Source organism: Aeromicrobium sp. IC_218, assembly GCF_004336805.1.
GTDB lineage: Bacteria > Actinomycetota > Actinomycetes > Propionibacteriales > Nocardioidaceae > Aeromicrobium.
The window spans coordinates 52,612-66,583 of record NZ_SJXM01000017.1; the positions used below are offsets into that span (position 1 = coordinate 52,612).

General features: G+C 74.5%; 13 protein-coding genes. 9 read left to right on the forward strand and 4 right to left on the reverse strand.

Annotated features, from left to right (window positions below):
* Positions 1-34: 34 nt before the first annotated feature.
* Positions 35-2,413, forward strand: coding sequence for an excinuclease ABC subunit UvrA (locus E0W78_RS15140; protein ID WP_131404769.1), 2,379 nt, complete (start codon positions 35-37; stop codon positions 2,411-2,413).
* Between the two features lie 54 nt (positions 2,414-2,467).
* On the opposite strand, the gene E0W78_RS15145 is transcribed toward E0W78_RS15140, so the two are convergent.
* A complete protein-coding gene (locus tag E0W78_RS15145) occupies positions 2,468-3,193 on the reverse strand; it encodes an SDR family oxidoreductase (protein ID WP_131404770.1) in 726 nt (241 codons plus the stop codon).
* A 105-nt stretch (positions 3,194-3,298) separates the two neighbouring features.
* Between E0W78_RS15145 and E0W78_RS15150 the strand changes: the two genes are divergently transcribed.
* The gene (locus tag E0W78_RS15150) at positions 3,299-4,150 is read left to right on the forward strand and encodes a LysR family transcriptional regulator (protein WP_131404771.1); all 852 of its coding nucleotides are present in this window, start codon (positions 3,299-3,301) and stop codon (positions 4,148-4,150) included.
* Positions 4,151-4,275: 125 nt separating this feature from the next.
* Here the strand turns inward: E0W78_RS15150 and E0W78_RS15155 are convergent, their stop codons facing one another.
* Positions 4,276-4,674 (reverse strand): hypothetical protein, encoded by a 399-nt coding sequence (locus E0W78_RS15155; RefSeq protein WP_131404772.1) that lies wholly within the window; start codon positions 4,672-4,674, stop codon positions 4,276-4,278.
* A gap of 141 nt (positions 4,675-4,815) precedes the next feature.
* On the opposite strand from E0W78_RS15155, the gene E0W78_RS15160 reads away from it, so the two are divergent.
* Genes E0W78_RS15160 through E0W78_RS15170 form a run of 3 tightly spaced genes read left to right on the forward strand, consistent with a single transcriptional unit; the run spans position 4,816 to position 6,734 of the window.
* A complete protein-coding gene (locus E0W78_RS15160; protein ID WP_131404773.1) occupies positions 4,816-5,421 on the forward strand; it encodes an XRE family transcriptional regulator in 606 nt (201 codons plus the stop codon).
* Positions 5,414-6,301 carry an EamA family transporter gene (locus E0W78_RS15165; RefSeq protein ID WP_242686376.1) on the forward strand — a complete coding sequence of 296 codons (888 nt, stop codon included), beginning with the start codon at positions 5,414-5,416 and terminating at the stop codon, positions 6,299-6,301. The genes E0W78_RS15160 and E0W78_RS15165 overlap by 8 nt, the downstream gene beginning before the upstream one ends.
* A 43-nt stretch (positions 6,302-6,344) precedes the next feature.
* Positions 6,345-6,734, forward strand: coding sequence for a nuclear transport factor 2 family protein (locus tag E0W78_RS15170; protein WP_131404774.1), 390 nt, complete (start codon positions 6,345-6,347; stop codon positions 6,732-6,734).
* 10 nt (positions 6,735-6,744) lie between these two features.
* Here E0W78_RS15170 and E0W78_RS15175 read toward each other — a convergent pair whose 3' ends face one another.
* A complete protein-coding gene (locus tag E0W78_RS15175) occupies positions 6,745-7,386 on the reverse strand; it encodes an MSMEG_1061 family FMN-dependent PPOX-type flavoprotein (RefSeq protein WP_131404775.1) in 642 nt (213 codons plus the stop codon).
* A 167-nt stretch (positions 7,387-7,553) separates the two neighbouring features.
* On the opposite strand from E0W78_RS15175, the gene E0W78_RS15180 reads away from it, so the two are divergent.
* Both E0W78_RS15180 and E0W78_RS15185 read left to right on the forward strand, forming a co-directional pair.
* Positions 7,554-9,953 carry a putative Ig domain-containing protein gene (locus tag E0W78_RS15180; RefSeq protein WP_131404776.1) on the forward strand — a complete coding sequence of 800 codons (2,400 nt, stop codon included), beginning with the start codon at positions 7,554-7,556 and terminating at the stop codon, positions 9,951-9,953.
* A gap of 113 nt (positions 9,954-10,066) precedes the next feature.
* Complete coding sequence (locus E0W78_RS15185) at positions 10,067-12,220, forward strand: zinc-dependent metalloprotease family protein (protein ID WP_131404777.1); 2,154 nt, start codon at positions 10,067-10,069, stop codon at positions 12,218-12,220.
* Here E0W78_RS15185 and E0W78_RS15190 read toward each other — a convergent pair.
* Positions 12,217-12,885: a hypothetical protein gene (locus E0W78_RS15190; protein WP_131404778.1), complete on the reverse strand. Its 669-nt coding sequence runs from the start codon at positions 12,883-12,885 to the stop codon at positions 12,217-12,219. The genes E0W78_RS15185 and E0W78_RS15190 overlap by 4 nt on opposite strands.
* Positions 12,886-12,997: 112 nt before the next feature.
* On the opposite strand from E0W78_RS15190, the gene E0W78_RS15195 reads away from it, so the two are divergent.
* Positions 12,998-13,348, forward strand: a complete 351-nt coding sequence (locus tag E0W78_RS15195; protein WP_131404779.1) for a DUF1304 domain-containing protein — start codon at positions 12,998-13,000, stop codon at positions 13,346-13,348.
* Between the two features lie 61 nt (positions 13,349-13,409).
* The coding region (locus E0W78_RS15200) for a DUF1992 domain-containing protein (RefSeq protein WP_131404780.1) at positions 13,410-13,972 on the forward strand (563 nt) is incomplete at its 3' end.

A 13,972-nucleotide genomic window follows, 5' to 3' on the forward strand; every position in this document is an offset into this window, starting at 1 on the left:
GATGCCTGCGACGTCCGCTCCCGAGAGGCAGGCCATGACCCAGACCGCCGACCCGTCCGCGCCGCACGCCGCCGACGCCCACGACCTCATCCGGGTGCGCGGCGCCCGGGTCAACAACCTGCGCGACGTGAGCCTCGACCTGCCCAAGCGCCGGCTCACCGTCTTCACCGGCGTCTCGGGCTCGGGCAAGAGCTCGCTGGTGTTCGGCACGGTGGCCGCGGAGTCGCAGCGGCTGATCAACGAGACGTACAGCGCCTTCGTGCAGGGGTTCATGCCGACGCTGGCCCGTCCGGAGGTCGACCTGCTCGAGGGCCTGACGACGGCGATCATCGTCGACCAGGAGCGCATGGGCGCGAACCCGCGCTCGACGGTCGGCACTGCCACCGACGCCAACGCCATGCTGCGCATCCTGTTCAGCCGGCTCGGCGACCCGCAGATCGGCTCACCCAACGCGTACTCGTTCAACGTCCCGTCGGTGCGGGCCAGCGGCGCGATCACGATCGAGAAGGGTGGCCGCACCAAGGCCGAGAAGGCGAACTTCCACCGCCTGGGCGGCATGTGCCCGCGGTGCGAGGGGACCGGGCACGTGCAGGACTTCGACCTGAGCGCCCTGTTCGACGCGTCGAGGTCGCTCAACGAGGGCGCCATCACGGTGCCCGGCTACACGATGGACGGCTGGTACGGACGCATCTACCGCGGCTGCGGGTGGTTCGACCCCGACAAGCCGGTGGGGGAGTTCACCGCCACCGAGATGGACGACCTGCTGCACCGCGAGGCGACCAAGATCAAGATCGACGGCATCAACGTCACCTACATGGGGCTCGTGCCGCAGATCCGCAAGACCTTCCTGTCCAAGGACGTCGAGGCGATGCAGCCCCACGTGCGCCGCTTCGTCGATCGTGCGATCACGTTCACCGCCTGTCCGGACTGCGGCGGCACCCGGCTGAGTCCCGAGGCCCTGTCGTCACGCATCCGCGGCCGGAACATCGCCGACCTGTGCGCCATGCAGATCACCGACCTGGCCGCCTGGGTGCGCGACCTCGACGAGCCGTCCGTCGCGCCGCTGCTGGCCGGCCTGAGCCACCTGCTCGACTCGTTCGTGGCGATCGGGCTGGGCTACCTCTCGCTCGACCGTCCGGCCGGCACGCTGTCGGGCGGCGAGGCGCAGCGCACCAAGATGATCCGGCATCTCGGCTCGTCGCTCACCGACGTCACGTACGTCTTCGACGAGCCGACGGTCGGGCTGCACCCGCACGACATCGACCGGATGAACGCCCTGCTGCTGCAGCTGCGCGACAAGGGCAACACCGTGCTCGTCGTCGAGCACAAGCCCGAGACGATCGCGATCGCCGACCACGTCGTCGACCTGGGCCCGGCGGCGGGCTCCGGCGGCGGCGAGGTCTGCTTCGAGGGCACCGTCGACGACCTGCGCCGGGCCGACACCGTCACGGGGCGTCACCTGGACGACCGCTCGCGGCTCAAGCCCGAGGTGCGCACGCCCACCGGCGTCCTGGAGGTCCGTGGCGCCTCGTCCAACAACCTGCGCGACGTCGACGTCGACGTGCCGCTGGGCGTGCTCGTCGTGGTGACGGGCGTGGCCGGGTCGGGCAAGAGCTCGCTCGTGCACGGCTCCGTCGCGTCCCGCGACGACGTGGTCGCGGTCGACCAGGGTGCGATCAAGGGGTCGCGCCGCAGCAACCCGGCCACCTACTCGGGCCTGCTCGAGCAGGTGCGCAAGGCGTTCGCCAAGGCCAACGGCGTCAAGCCCGGCCTGTTCAGCGCGAACTCCGAGGGCGCCTGCCCGGTCTGCAACGGCGCGGGCGTCGTCTACACCGACCTGGCGATGATGGCCGGCGTCGCGGCACCGTGCGAGGAGTGCGAGGGCCGCCGCTTCCAGGCCGCGGTGCTCGAGCTGACGTTCGGCGGCCGCAACATCGCCGAGGTGCTGGCGATGCCGGTCGACGAGGCCGCTCGCTTCTTCGCCGAGGGGGAGTCGCGGGTGCCGGCCGCGGCCAAGATCCTGGAGCGGCTCTCCGGCGTGGGCCTGGGCTACGTCACGCTCGGCCAGCCGCTGACGACGCTGTCCGGCGGCGAGCGTCAGCGGCTCAAGCTCGCGGTGCAGATGGGCGAGGGGAGCGGGGTGCTGGTACTCGACGAGCCGACCACGGGCCTGCACCTGGCCGACGTCGAGCAGCTGCTCGCGCTGCTCGACCGCCTGGTCGACGCCGGCACGTCCGTCATCGTCGTCGAGCACCACCAGGCCGTCATGGCCCACGCCGACTGGATCATCGACCTCGGACCGGGCGCGGGCCACGACGGCGGCGAGGTCGTCTTCGAGGGCCCGCCCGCCGACCTCGTGGCCCAGCGAGCGACCCTGACCGGCCAGCACCTGGCGGCCTACGTCGACGCCTGACCGCGCCGGCACCCTCGGGGCCGGTGGGCCTCCGGCGACGTGCGCCCGTGGGCTTCACCAGGGGACCGGGCCGGCGTCCTCGAAGAACCCGCCGCTCGGGCCGCCGTCGGGCAGCGTCGCCAGGCGGATGGGCGTCGCTGCTCCCTGCGCGGGCGTGCGGTGACCGCGGAAGCCGTTGAGGTCCGTGGCCACGAACCCGGGGCACGCCAGGTTGATGAGCACGTTCGTGTCGGCGAGCTCCTTGGCGTACTGCAGCGTGATGGCGTTGAGGTACGTCTTCGAGGGGGAGTAGACCGCCGAGAGCGGGCCCGTGTCGCCGCCGTCCTGGCTCTGCCGGGTCAACGAGCCGACGCTGCTGGACACGTTCACGATGCGTGGCGACGGCGACCGACGGAGCAGGGGGAGCAGGGCGTTCGTGAGGGCGACGACACCGATGACGTTGGTCTCCAGCACGGCACGCAGGTTGTCCGGCGAGGCGAGGGTCGGCGCCTGGGGCATCGAACCGGTGACCCCGGCGTTGTTGACCAGCACGTCCAGGCGTCCTTCCTCGTCCTGGAGCTGTCGGGCGGCGGAGGCGACGGAGTCCGCGTCGGTGACGTCCAGGGCGACCCCGAAGGCGTCGACCCCGTCCTCGCGGAGCCGTGCGACGGCGTCCTCACGCCGCCCCGCGTCACGAGCACCCACCCCCACGCGCATCCCGTGCCGGCCCAGTCCCAGCGCGATCTCGTAGCCGATTCCCTTGTTCGCGCCGGTGACCAGCGCGGTCGTCTTCTCGTTCATGGCTCGATCGTCCGGCCCGGGCACCGCGCACCCCAACACCGTCTCGGTGGGCATCCATACCCCGCGGGTATCGGTCCAGCAGGGGACCGGCGTACGGTCGTGACCATGGAGACGCGGGAGCTCAGGTACTTCGTCGCCGTCGCCGAGGAGCTGCACTTCGGACGCGCGGCCGAACGCCTCGGCATCGCCCAGCCGCCGCTGTCACGGGCGATCGCTCAGCTCGAGCGCCGGCTCGGCACGGTGCTGCTGGAGAGGTCGAGCCGGACGACGTCCCTCACGGAGGCCGGCCAGCTGCTGCTGCGCGAGGCCCGCGCCGCGCTGTCGGCCGTCGAGGCCGCCGAGCGACGCACCCGACGAGTCGGCCGAGCCGGTACCGGCCAGTCGGCGAGCCTGGTGCTCGTGACGAAGTCGGGAGCGTCCAGCGAGCTGCTCGCCAAGCTGCTCGACGCCTACGCGGCGGAGCCCGACGCTGTCGCCGTGGACGTGCAGCTGTGCGGCATCGGTGAGCAGGGACCGATGCTCCGCGACGGACGGGCCGACGTGGCGCTGCTGCACCTGCCGCACGACTCCGTCAGCGGCCTGGACGTCGAGGTTCTCGCCGAGGAGGTCCAGATGGTGCTGCTGCCCGCAGGGCACGACTGGACCGGCCGCGCGAGCGTCACGACCGCCGAGGTGGACGCCCTGACCGACCCGCCGCCGGCGCGCTGGCCGCGTCCGGACGGCACGTATCCCGACGGCGACGGACCCGAGGTCCGCGACCACACCCAGCTGCTGCAGCTCGTCGCGCTCGGACGCACCTGCGTCGTGCTGCCGGAGTCCGCGCGGTCGCTGCTGCGCGACGGCATCGTCGCCGTCCCGATCTCGGACGCACCCCGCGTCACGACGGTGATCGCCTGGCCGCCGCACAGCCGCTCCGCCGGCGTCGCCTCGCTGGTACGGACGGCGCTGAGGCTCTAGGAAGCGCTCAGGCGGTGCTGGCGCCCCTTCCGGAGACCCGTACCCACTTGTCCGATAATGCACATTATGTCAACTTGTGCATCTTCAGGTCGACCTGGGCGGCCGACCAGCGCTCCCCTCGACGGTCACCACGGCGGCAACGACAGCAGCGGATCGGGCACGAGCACGCTGCCGCGCGGATCGCGCCGCCGCACCGGTGACGCGTCCGGCTCGTCGTCCAGCGCAGCGAGCGCCAGGACGAGCGCCGACAGCTCGCCGGCGTCGTACGCCTGCGCCGGGCACGTCTCGTCGCGGAACGTGCCGTCCGCGGCCGCCACGAGCCGGATGCGCGTCCCGTCGACGGTGAGCACCCGCACGACGACGACGCGGGACGCCTGACGACGAGCCAGCGCGACGACCCGCTCCAGGACGTCCCTCGGGCACGGATGTCGCTGCGAGACGCCGTCGACGGTCAGCACGGAGCGGCCGCTGGCGAAGAACGTCGCGGTGACGCGTGGTGCGGTGCGGGGCGGATCGTCCGTCATGGCGCCTCCTGCTGTCGAGCCGGCCCAGTCCAATCTAGGCCGGTCGGCGGCTCCTGGACATGGGTCGACCTCGACGGCTCCCACGGCGTTCTCGAGCGTGCCACTTCCCTATCGTGCAGTTCAGTGCACTATGCTGCTCGCATGGACTCCTCCGCCGCCGAGCTTGCCGCGCTGATCGGCGACCGCGTGCGCGTCGCCCGCACCGCGCAGGGATGGACGCTCGACCAGCTCGCCGAGCAGGCCGGTCTCAGCCGCCGCGCCCTGGTCAACGTCGAGCAGGGCGCGACGAACCCCAGCGTCTCGACCCTGCTGGCGCTCAGCGACGCCCTCGGCATCGGACTCCCCTCGCTCGTCGAGCCCGCCCACCGCACCGGCCCGAAGGTGACCCGGGCCGGCGAGGGCGCCACCCTCTGGACCGGCGAGCACGGCGGACGCGGCGTGCTCGTCACGGGCACCGAGCCGCCGGACGTGCTCGAGCTGTGGGACTGGACGCTCGAGGCCGGCGAGTCACAGGTCAGCGAGGCGCACTCGCGCGGCACGGCCGAGCTCCTGCACGTCCACGAGGGTGAGCTGCAGGTGCGCGTCGGCGACGACACGACCCTGCTCGCCGCCGGGGACGCGCTCAGCTTCCGAGGGGACGTGGAGCACGCCTACGTCAACGCCGGCGACGCCCCGGTGCGCTTCTCCATGACGATCCTGGAGCCCGGCGTCGGCTCTCGTCCGGGGAGCAGGGACCCTCGTGGCTGACCGGCACCGCACTCACCTGGCCGTCCCGCCGTGGTCGATGGCGCTGCTCGCCATGTTCTCGGTGCAGCTCGGCTCCGCGCTGTCGGTCGGCCTGATCGACGACGTCGGCCCGGCCGGCACCGCGTGGCTCCGGCTCACCATGGGCGCGCTGGTGTTCGTCGTCCTCGTGCGCCCCTCCGTGCGCTCCCTGCGCCGGGCGGACCTGCCCGTCGTGCTCGGCCTGGGCGTGGCGACGGGTCTCATGACGCTGTCGTTCCTGGCCGCCCTCGACCGGATCGACCTGGGCACGGCGGTGGCGATCGAGTTCCTCGGCCCCCTGACCGTCGCGGCGGTCCGCAGCGGGAGCCGTCGCGGCCTGCTCCTCCCCCTGCTCGCGCTCGCCGGCGTGGTCCTGCTGACCGAGCCCTGGCACGGCGACGTCGACCCCGCCGGCGTCGGGTTCGCGGCGCTCGGCGCGGTCGGCTGGGCCTGCTACATCCTGCTGACCCAGCACGTGGGCGACCGGTTCGCCGGCGTCGACGGGCTCGCGTTCACGATCCCCGTCGCCGCCCTCACCGCCGCGGTCGTCGGCGTCCCGCAGGCTGCCGGGCACCTCTCCCCCGGCATCGTGGCCACGGCGCTCGGGCTGGCCCTGCTGCTGCCCTGCCTGCCGTTCGCGCTGGAGATGCTCGCCCTGCGCCGCATGACCCCGCTGGCGTTCGGCACGCTCATGGCGCTGGAGCCGGCCATCGGGGCCCTGCTCGGGCTCGTCGTGCTGGGCCAGCAGCCCGGCGTCCTGCAGGTGCTGGGCGTGGCCCTGGTGGTGACGGCCGGTGCCGCCGCCCAGCGCGGTGGCCTGCGCGAGCCGATGGTGACGCCCGACCAGGACGTCCTGACCTGACCCTCCCCTAGCCTCGGCGTGACCCGATCCGAGGAGGACCGCCGTGACCACCTTCCGCGAGGCCGTCGAGGCCCACGACATGGACGCCGTCGACCGGCTGCTGGCCGACGACGTCGTGTTCCGCAGCCCGGTGGCCCACACGCCGTACCCGGGCAAGCCGATCACCAGCGCGATCCTGCGCGCCGTCGTCGAGGTCTTCCAGGACTTCCGGTACGTCCGCCAGCTGCAGGACGGTCACGAGCACGCGTACGTCTTCGAGGCCACCGTCGACGGGCTCGAGCTGACCGGCTGCGACTTCCTGACGCTCGACGACGAGGGGCGTGTCACCGAGTTCATGGTCATGGTGCGTCCGCTCAAGGCGGCGCAGGCGCTCGCCGGCCGGATGGCCGAGCGCTACCCCTCGATCGTCGCCGACGCGGAGGCGCGCGCCTGAGCCGACCGGCTCAGGCGTACAGGCCCTGGGCGTACTGCTCGGGCGCGTAGTAGCGGTCGAGCTCGTCCAGCGTCTGGCCGGTCGGCTCGAGCTGCGACGCGAGCACGGCCCGGCGGGGCACGTGCGCCTCGGGGTCCCAGGTCTCCGGCTCCCACAGCCGCGAGCGCATGAACGCCTTCGCGCAGTGGAAGAAGACCTCCTGCACGTCGACCACCATCGCCATGACCGGTCGGCGGTCCTGCACCCGCATCTCGTCCAGGAACGGCGCGTCGCTGACCAGCGTCGCCCGCCCGTTGACCCGTAGCGTGTCGCCCCGCCCCGGGATGACGAAGATCAGGCCGACGTGCGGGTCCTGCAGCAGGTTGCGGTACCCGTCGGCGCGCCGGTTGCCCGGCCGCTCGGCGAGCGCGATCGTCCGGTCGTCGAGCACGTGGACCAGACGGCCGGCGGGATCGCCCTTCGGCGAGGCGTCGCAGCCACCGGCCCCGGACGTCGCCAGCACGCAGAACGGGCTCGCGGCCAGCCACGCCCGGTCGGCGTCGGTCAGCCGGGTGCGGCCCTTGTCGCGGGCCCGGGCCGCCGGCTCCCCCAGCAGGTCCGTCAGCGCCTGCTCCGAGTCCACCGTCGTCCACCCGCGCTCGTCCGTCGTCATGGCCGCAGGCTACGCCGCTCCGACCCGCCGCCGTCACGACGACGTGAGACGCGCCACGTCGACCGCGAGGGGTGGAGGGCGCGGCGGCCGTGTCGCTCAGGTCGGCGGCGGCGCTGACGAAGGTGCTCGGGACCGTGCTCGGACGGTCCTCGGACCCAGGAGCCGTCTTGCGCCACCCGCTCGCCCGTCTGGTCGTCGTCGCCCTCGTCGCCGCCGGGCTCCCGCTCACCGGCTCGGCCGTCGCGTCGGCCGCTCCCGTCTCGCTCGCCTCCCCGTGCTCGGACCCGCTGGTCGACGAGGCGCAGCCCGCCGAGGACGCGCTCGCGGAGCTGCCGGACGCCGAGGTGGCCGCCGTCAACGACCTCTCGGTGCCCCGGCTCCGCGAGGAGGCCCGGGACGAGGCCCTGTGGGTCGATCCGTGCGGTCGGCTGTACGCGGTCGAGGAGGCGCCCGCCGAGCCCGAGCCCGCCGACGTCGCTCCCCCGGTGGCCCGGGCGGCGACCGATGCGTTCGCGCTGCACTCGCGCCCGGGGGCGCCGCGCACGATCTACCTGGACTTCACCGGGCACTCCCTGACCCGCACCGCGTGGAACAGCGAGCGGCCGACCATCACCGTCGGCGCGTGGTCGTCGGACGCCGACCCGGCGACGTTCTCCGCCGCCGAGCGCGCGACGGTCGCCGCGGTCTGGGAGTCGGTCGCGGCCGACTACGCGGCCTGGGACGTCGACGTGACCACCCAGGACCCCGGCGTCGACGCGCTCGTCCGCACCAGCACGTCCGACGCGCGGTACGGGATGCGCGTGCTCGTCGCGGGCGACAGTGACGGCATGCAGACCGAGTGCGGCTGCGGCGGCGTCGCGTTCGTCGGCGTCTTCGACCGCGTCGGCGGCGCCTACCAGCCGGCGCTCGTCTTCGGCCGGGTGCTGGGCTCGGCGAAGGCGATCGCCGAGGCCGCCTCGCACGAGGCCGGCCACACCTTCGGACTGTTCCACGACGGCGACGCCTCGGCGGCGTACCACGTCGGCACGCGGCCCTGGGCGCCGATCATGGGCGTCGGCTACTACCAGCCCGTGTCGCAGTGGAGCCACGGCGAGTACGCCGGCGCCACCAGCACCCAGGACGACACGGCGATCATCTCCTCGAGCCTGCCCCTGCTCCGGGACGACCACGCCGGGCCGGCGACCCTGGCCACGGCCACGCCGCTGACGTCCTCGGCCGCCGGCGTCGTCACCGGACCGGCGGACCAGGACTCGTTCGCGGTCGAGTCCCTCGGAGCGGTGACGGTCACCGCGACCCCCACGAGCGCGACGACCGACCTCGACGTGGAGCTCGTCGTCACCGACGCCTCGGGCGTCGTGCGCCAGAGGGTCAACCCGGCGGCCACCCGCGTGAGCGCGTCCGTGGCGAGCGGCCTGGGCGCCTCGGCGCAGCTGGCGGCCGGCCGCCACGTCGTCACGGTGCGGGGTGGCGCGGGGCCGGGCTACAGCGCGTACGGGTCGCTCGGCGCGTACCGCATCACCGCGACCGGCGAGGTGGCCGGAACGGTGCTGACCGCCGCACGGACGGTCGCCCCGGCCGTCGTCGGCCGGCCTTACACGGCCACCGTCGTCACCGGCGGCACGCCGCCGCTCTCCTGGAGCGGTGCCGACGTGCCGCCCGGCCTCGTCTTCACCGACGACGGTCGCCTCACCGGCACCCCCACGGCCACGGCCGGCCCGAGCCCCCAGGTGCCGGTCGTCCGCGACGCCACCGGCCGCACGGTCGAGCTCGCCGCCTGGTCCGGCTTCGCGGTGGAGACGCCCCTGACCCCGATCGCGGCGTCGCTCCCCCGCGCGACCCGAGGACGTCCGTACGCCCACCTGCTCGGGGTGACGAGCGCACCCGCCGACGTGCGCTGGAGCGCGTCCGACCTGCCCACCGGGCTGGCCCTGGACACGGACGGACGCCTGTCGGGGACGCCGGCGCGGGCCGGCACCTCCACGGTCACGCTCACCGCGGCGAGCGGCCGCCAGAGCCGGACGCAGCGCGTGCCGCTGGTCGTCCAGGACGTCGTCGGAGTCAGCACGTCGAGCGTGCCGACCGCCGTGGTCGGCACGGCGTACCGGGCCCGGCTCGGCGCCACCGGCGGCGACGGGCGGTACCGCTGGACCGCCACCGGCCTTCCCGCCGGCCTGGCCCTGGCCGCGGACGGGACGCTCAGCGGCCGGCCCCGCGCCGTCGGCACCACCCGCGTCACCGTGACAGCGAGCAGCGCGGCCACCACCGCGACCCGTCAGGTCACCGTCGTCGTCCGCCGGACGGTCTCGGTGCGCACCCGCACGGTCCGGTCCGGGCGACTCGGTCGTGCCTACCGGTCGGACGTGAGGATCGACGGCGGACGGCCGACGTTCGTGTGGCGGGCGACGGGCGTGCCCCGCGGCGTCCGCCTGGTGCCCACGCGGGCCGGGACACGCGCCACCCTGCAGGGTCGTCCGCGCCGGGCCGGCACCTACCGCGTGCGGGTGCGCGTGGCCGACGCCACCGGCCGCGCCGTGACGCGCACGCTGACCCTGCGCGTCCGCCGCTGAGCCCGGGCCGAGCGGCAGGATTCCGCGCAGGACCGCTCAGGTCGGCCGCGAGCCTGCCGATGGTCGGTCATCGTCCTGCACGGAAGCGGGACGCTCGTGACCCAGGAGCTCGTATGTCACACCGCAGGACGCACTCCCTTCTCGTCGCCGCCCTGATCAGCACCGCGGTGCTGGCGGCCGGCGCCACCACCGTCGACGGACCGGCGGCCGTGGCCGCCGCCACGACGTGCACCCGACCGCTGCTCGACGAGCCGCAACCGGCGCAGGACGCGCTGCCCGAGGTGCCCGACGCGACCGTCGCCGACCTCAACAAGATCCCCGTCCGGACGCTGCAGCACGAGGCCGCCGAGGACGACGCCCTCTGGCTCGACCAGTGCGGCCGGCTGTTCGTCGTCGACGAGCTGCCCGCCGAGCCGGCGGCCACAGCGACCACGCCGATCGCCAACGCCAGCGTGAAGCCGGCCGACGCGTTCTCGCTGCACTCGCGCAAGGGCGCCTCGAAGGTCATCTACCTCGACTTCCGCGGCCGGACGCTGAGCGGCACCGCGTGGAACACCTCGCGCGGACGCACGTCGATCCCGCTCGGGGCCTACGACACCAACGGCGTCCCCGGCACGTTCACCGACGCCGAGCGCGCCGCGGTCGCCGCGGTGTGGGAGTCGGTCGCGGCCGACTACGCCGCCTGGGACGTCGACGTGACGACCCAGGACCCCGGCACCGCCGCCCTCGGCCGCACGACGTCCACCGACACCAAGTACGGCATCCGCGTCGTGGTGACCAGCCGCAGCAGCGGCATGCAGGCCGAGTGCGGCTGCGGCGGCATCGCCTACGTGAACGTCTTCGAGCACGTCGGCGTCCAGTACCAGCCGGCGCTGGTGTTCGCCGAGGCGCTCGGCTCGCCCAAGGCGATCGCCGAGGCGGCCTCGCACGAGGCGGGCCACAACTTCGGTCTGTTCCACGACGGCGACGCCAACGCCGGCTACCACACCGGCACCGACCCGTGGGCGCCCATCATGGGCGTCGGCTACTACCAGCCGGTCTCGCAGTGGAGCCGCGGCGAGTACGCCACCGCCACCAACCAGCAGGACGACACGGCGATCATCGGCCGCCAGCTCGGCGTCGCCGCCGACGACCACCCGGGCACCACCGACCCGGCCGTCGCCACGCGGCTGACCACCAGCGCCACGGGCCTGGTCACCGGACCGGACGACGCGGACAGCTTCGTCGTCACGTCCGAGACGCCCATGGACGTCGTCGCCGAGCCGCTCACCACCTGGAGCAACCTCGACGTCGAGCTCACCGTCAGCGACGCGTCGGGCGCGACCACCCAGGTGGTCAACCCCGGCACCACGCGCAGCAGCGCCACGACGGCCCAGGGTCTCGGCGCGACCGCCAGCCTCCCGGCCGGCACGCACGTCGTCACGGTCCGCGGCGGCGACGGCCCCGGCTACTCGTCCTACGGCTCGACCGGTGCCTACCGCGTCCGCCTGCGCGGCGAGCCGACCGGGCAGCCGCTGACCACCGCCACGACCGTCCCGGCGGGCGTGGTGGGCCAGGCCTACTCCCAGCAGGTCGTGTCCGGCGGCACCCCGCCGTACTCGTGGACGGCCGCCCCGAAGGTCGCCGGGCTGACGTTCGGCGCCGACGGACGCCTCACGGGCACCCCGACCGCGGTCTCGCGGGGAACCAGCGTCGTCATCACGGTCACGGACGCGGACGGCCGCAAGGCCACGTTCCCCGGCTGGAAGACCTTCCTGGTGCAGACGCCGCTGACGATCCCGGCCCAGGTGCCGGCCAAGGGCACGACCGGGCGCTCGTACTCGGCGACGCTCCGCGCCACCGGGGCCGTCGCGCCGTACACCTGGTCCGCGACCGGGCTGCCCGACGGGCTCACCCTGAAGGGCGCGATCATCACGGGCGTCCCCGCCCGGTCCGGCACCTACCCGGTCGAGGTCACCGTGCGGAGCGGACTGCAGACGCGCACCAGCACGGTGACGCTCACGGTCGTCGACCCGGCCGTCACCCTGCGGACGCCGACCCCGACGGCCGGCAAGGTGGGCACGGCCTACCGGTTCGCGCTCGTCGCGGCCGGCGGCAGCGGCAGCTACGCCTGGACCGCCACCGGCGTCCCGGCCGGGATGACGCTGTCCGCGGACGGCGTGCTGAGCGGGACCCCGGTCACGGCGGCCACGTCGCGCATCGCGGTCAGGGTCGTCAGCGGCACGGCGACGCTCAACGTCACGCTCAGCCTGGTGGTGCGGCCCTAGTCCGCCTCGAGGGAGCCGGCGAGGTCGTCCACGGCTCGGGCGACCACGTCCGGCTCCCAGAGGTGGTGCAGGTGCGTCCCGGCCAGCCGCCGCACCGGCCATCCCTCGGCCTCCGCCCACCGCGCCTCCGCCTCGTACGCCTGGCTGAGGACGAGGTAGGCGTTGCGTCGGGTGCTCCACGCCCGCGGGGCGACGGCGACGCTGTCGAGGTAGGCCAGCGGGACGCGCGGGCACGCCGCGTCGAGCTCGTCGAGCAGCCGGGCCGGGACGACCCGGCGGACGGCGGAGCGGTCCCACCAGCGCGTCCAGGGCGGCAGTCGTCCCTCGTCGTCCAGCGTCATGGCCCCCAGCCAGGTGCGCAGGTCCGGCGGAGCGAGGCGCGTCAGGCCGGCCCGCGGCGGCAGGGCCGCGTCGACGAGCACCAGGGCGGCGTCCGACCGGGCCACCGCACGCGCCGCCGGGGCCAGGTACCCCGCGTTGCTGTGGGCCACGACCACGTCGGCCGTCCCGACCCGGCGCGCCCAGCGCGACGTCATCTGCCAGCCCGAGCGAGGACCCGTGCCGTCGGCCAGCACCACCTCGCGGCCGCGTCGCCGCAGCGCCTGCGCCAGCGGCTCGTAGGCGAGCGCCGGGAGCAGGGGGCTCGGCAGGAGCAGCACCGTCACGGCGCCACCGTACGCCCGCCGTGGGGGCCCGCGCGGCTCCCGGCCCGGCCCTGCGACGCGGCGCCACCGGACGGGGCCTAGGCTCCTCGGCGTCCCGCTCGAAGGAGGGCCCGTGTCCGTCGTCGCCACCGTCCTGGTCGCCCTCGTGGCGCTCGTCCACGTGTACATCGTGGTGCTCGAGATGGTCCTGTGGACCACGCCGCGCGGCCGCGCCGCGTTCGGTCTCGAGGAGCAGTTCGCCCACGACACCCGCGCCCTCGCGGCGAACCAGGGGCTCTACAACGGCTTCCTCGCCGCCGGCCTGGTCTACGGGCTGGTGCGCGACGACACCGAGATCCAGGCCCTGTTCCTGGTCTTCGTCCTCGTCGCCGGCCTGTTCGGCGCCGCGACCGCCAGCCGGCGCATCCTGTTCGTGCAGGCGCTGCCCGCCGCACTGGCGCTGGCCGCCCTCGCGCTGGCCTGACGCGCGACGCCCGCGTGCGGCTCGGGACCGCCTGGGTAGCGTGGACGGCCCGGAGGTGACGATGTCCGAGCGCGACCGCAGGCTGCACGAGTACCGCCTGCGCCTGGAGCAGGAGGCCCGCGGTGACGACGAGCGCCGCGAGGAGCAGGACGACGACGAGAAGCGCCGCTCGCTGCGCGCCCAGCACCGTGGACGCTGGGTCGAGGCCCAGGTGCAGGCCGCCATCGACCGCGGCGAGTTCGACGACCTGGAGTACGCCGGCAAGCCGATCCCGGCGCTGCAGCAGCCGTACGACCCGGACTGGTGGATCAAGCGGCTCGCCGAGCGCGAGGACGTCAGCGGCGCGATGCCGCCCGCGCTCGGGCTGCGCAAGGAGGACGCCGACCTGATCGACGCCGTGGACGCGCTGACCACCGAGACCGCCGTGCGCGCCCACCTGGACGACTTCAACGCCCGCGTCCGCGACGCACGCCGCCAGCTGCTCGGCGGACCCCCGGTCATCACGCCGCTGCGCGACGTGGAGGCGGAGGTGGCGGCATGGCACGAGCGGCGCGCCGCGCGGCGGCGGGCCCGCGAGGCCGTGGTCACCCCGCCTCCCCCGCCCCGCCGCCGCTGGTGGCGTCG

Coding starts and splice junctions, on each gene's coding strand:
- E0W78_RS15150 (WP_131404771.1), top strand. CDS start 3,299: ATGGAGACGCGGGAGCTCAGGTACTTCGTCGCCGTCGCCGAGGAGCTG.
- E0W78_RS15160 (WP_131404773.1), top strand. CDS start 4,816: ATGGACTCCTCCGCCGCCGAGCTTGCCGCGCTGATCGGCGACCGCGTG.
- E0W78_RS15155 (WP_131404772.1), bottom strand. CDS start 4,674: ATGACGGACGATCCGCCCCGCACCGCACCACGCGTCACCGCGACGTTC.
- E0W78_RS15145 (WP_131404770.1), bottom strand. CDS start 3,193: ATGAACGAGAAGACGACCGCGCTGGTCACCGGCGCGAACAAGGGAATC.
- E0W78_RS15185 (WP_131404777.1), top strand. CDS start 10,067: ATGTCACACCGCAGGACGCACTCCCTTCTCGTCGCCGCCCTGATCAGC.
- E0W78_RS15175 (WP_131404775.1), bottom strand. CDS start 7,386: ATGACGACGGACGAGCGCGGGTGGACGACGGTGGACTCGGAGCAGGCG.
- E0W78_RS15140 (WP_131404769.1), top strand. CDS start 35: ATGACCCAGACCGCCGACCCGTCCGCGCCGCACGCCGCCGACGCCCAC.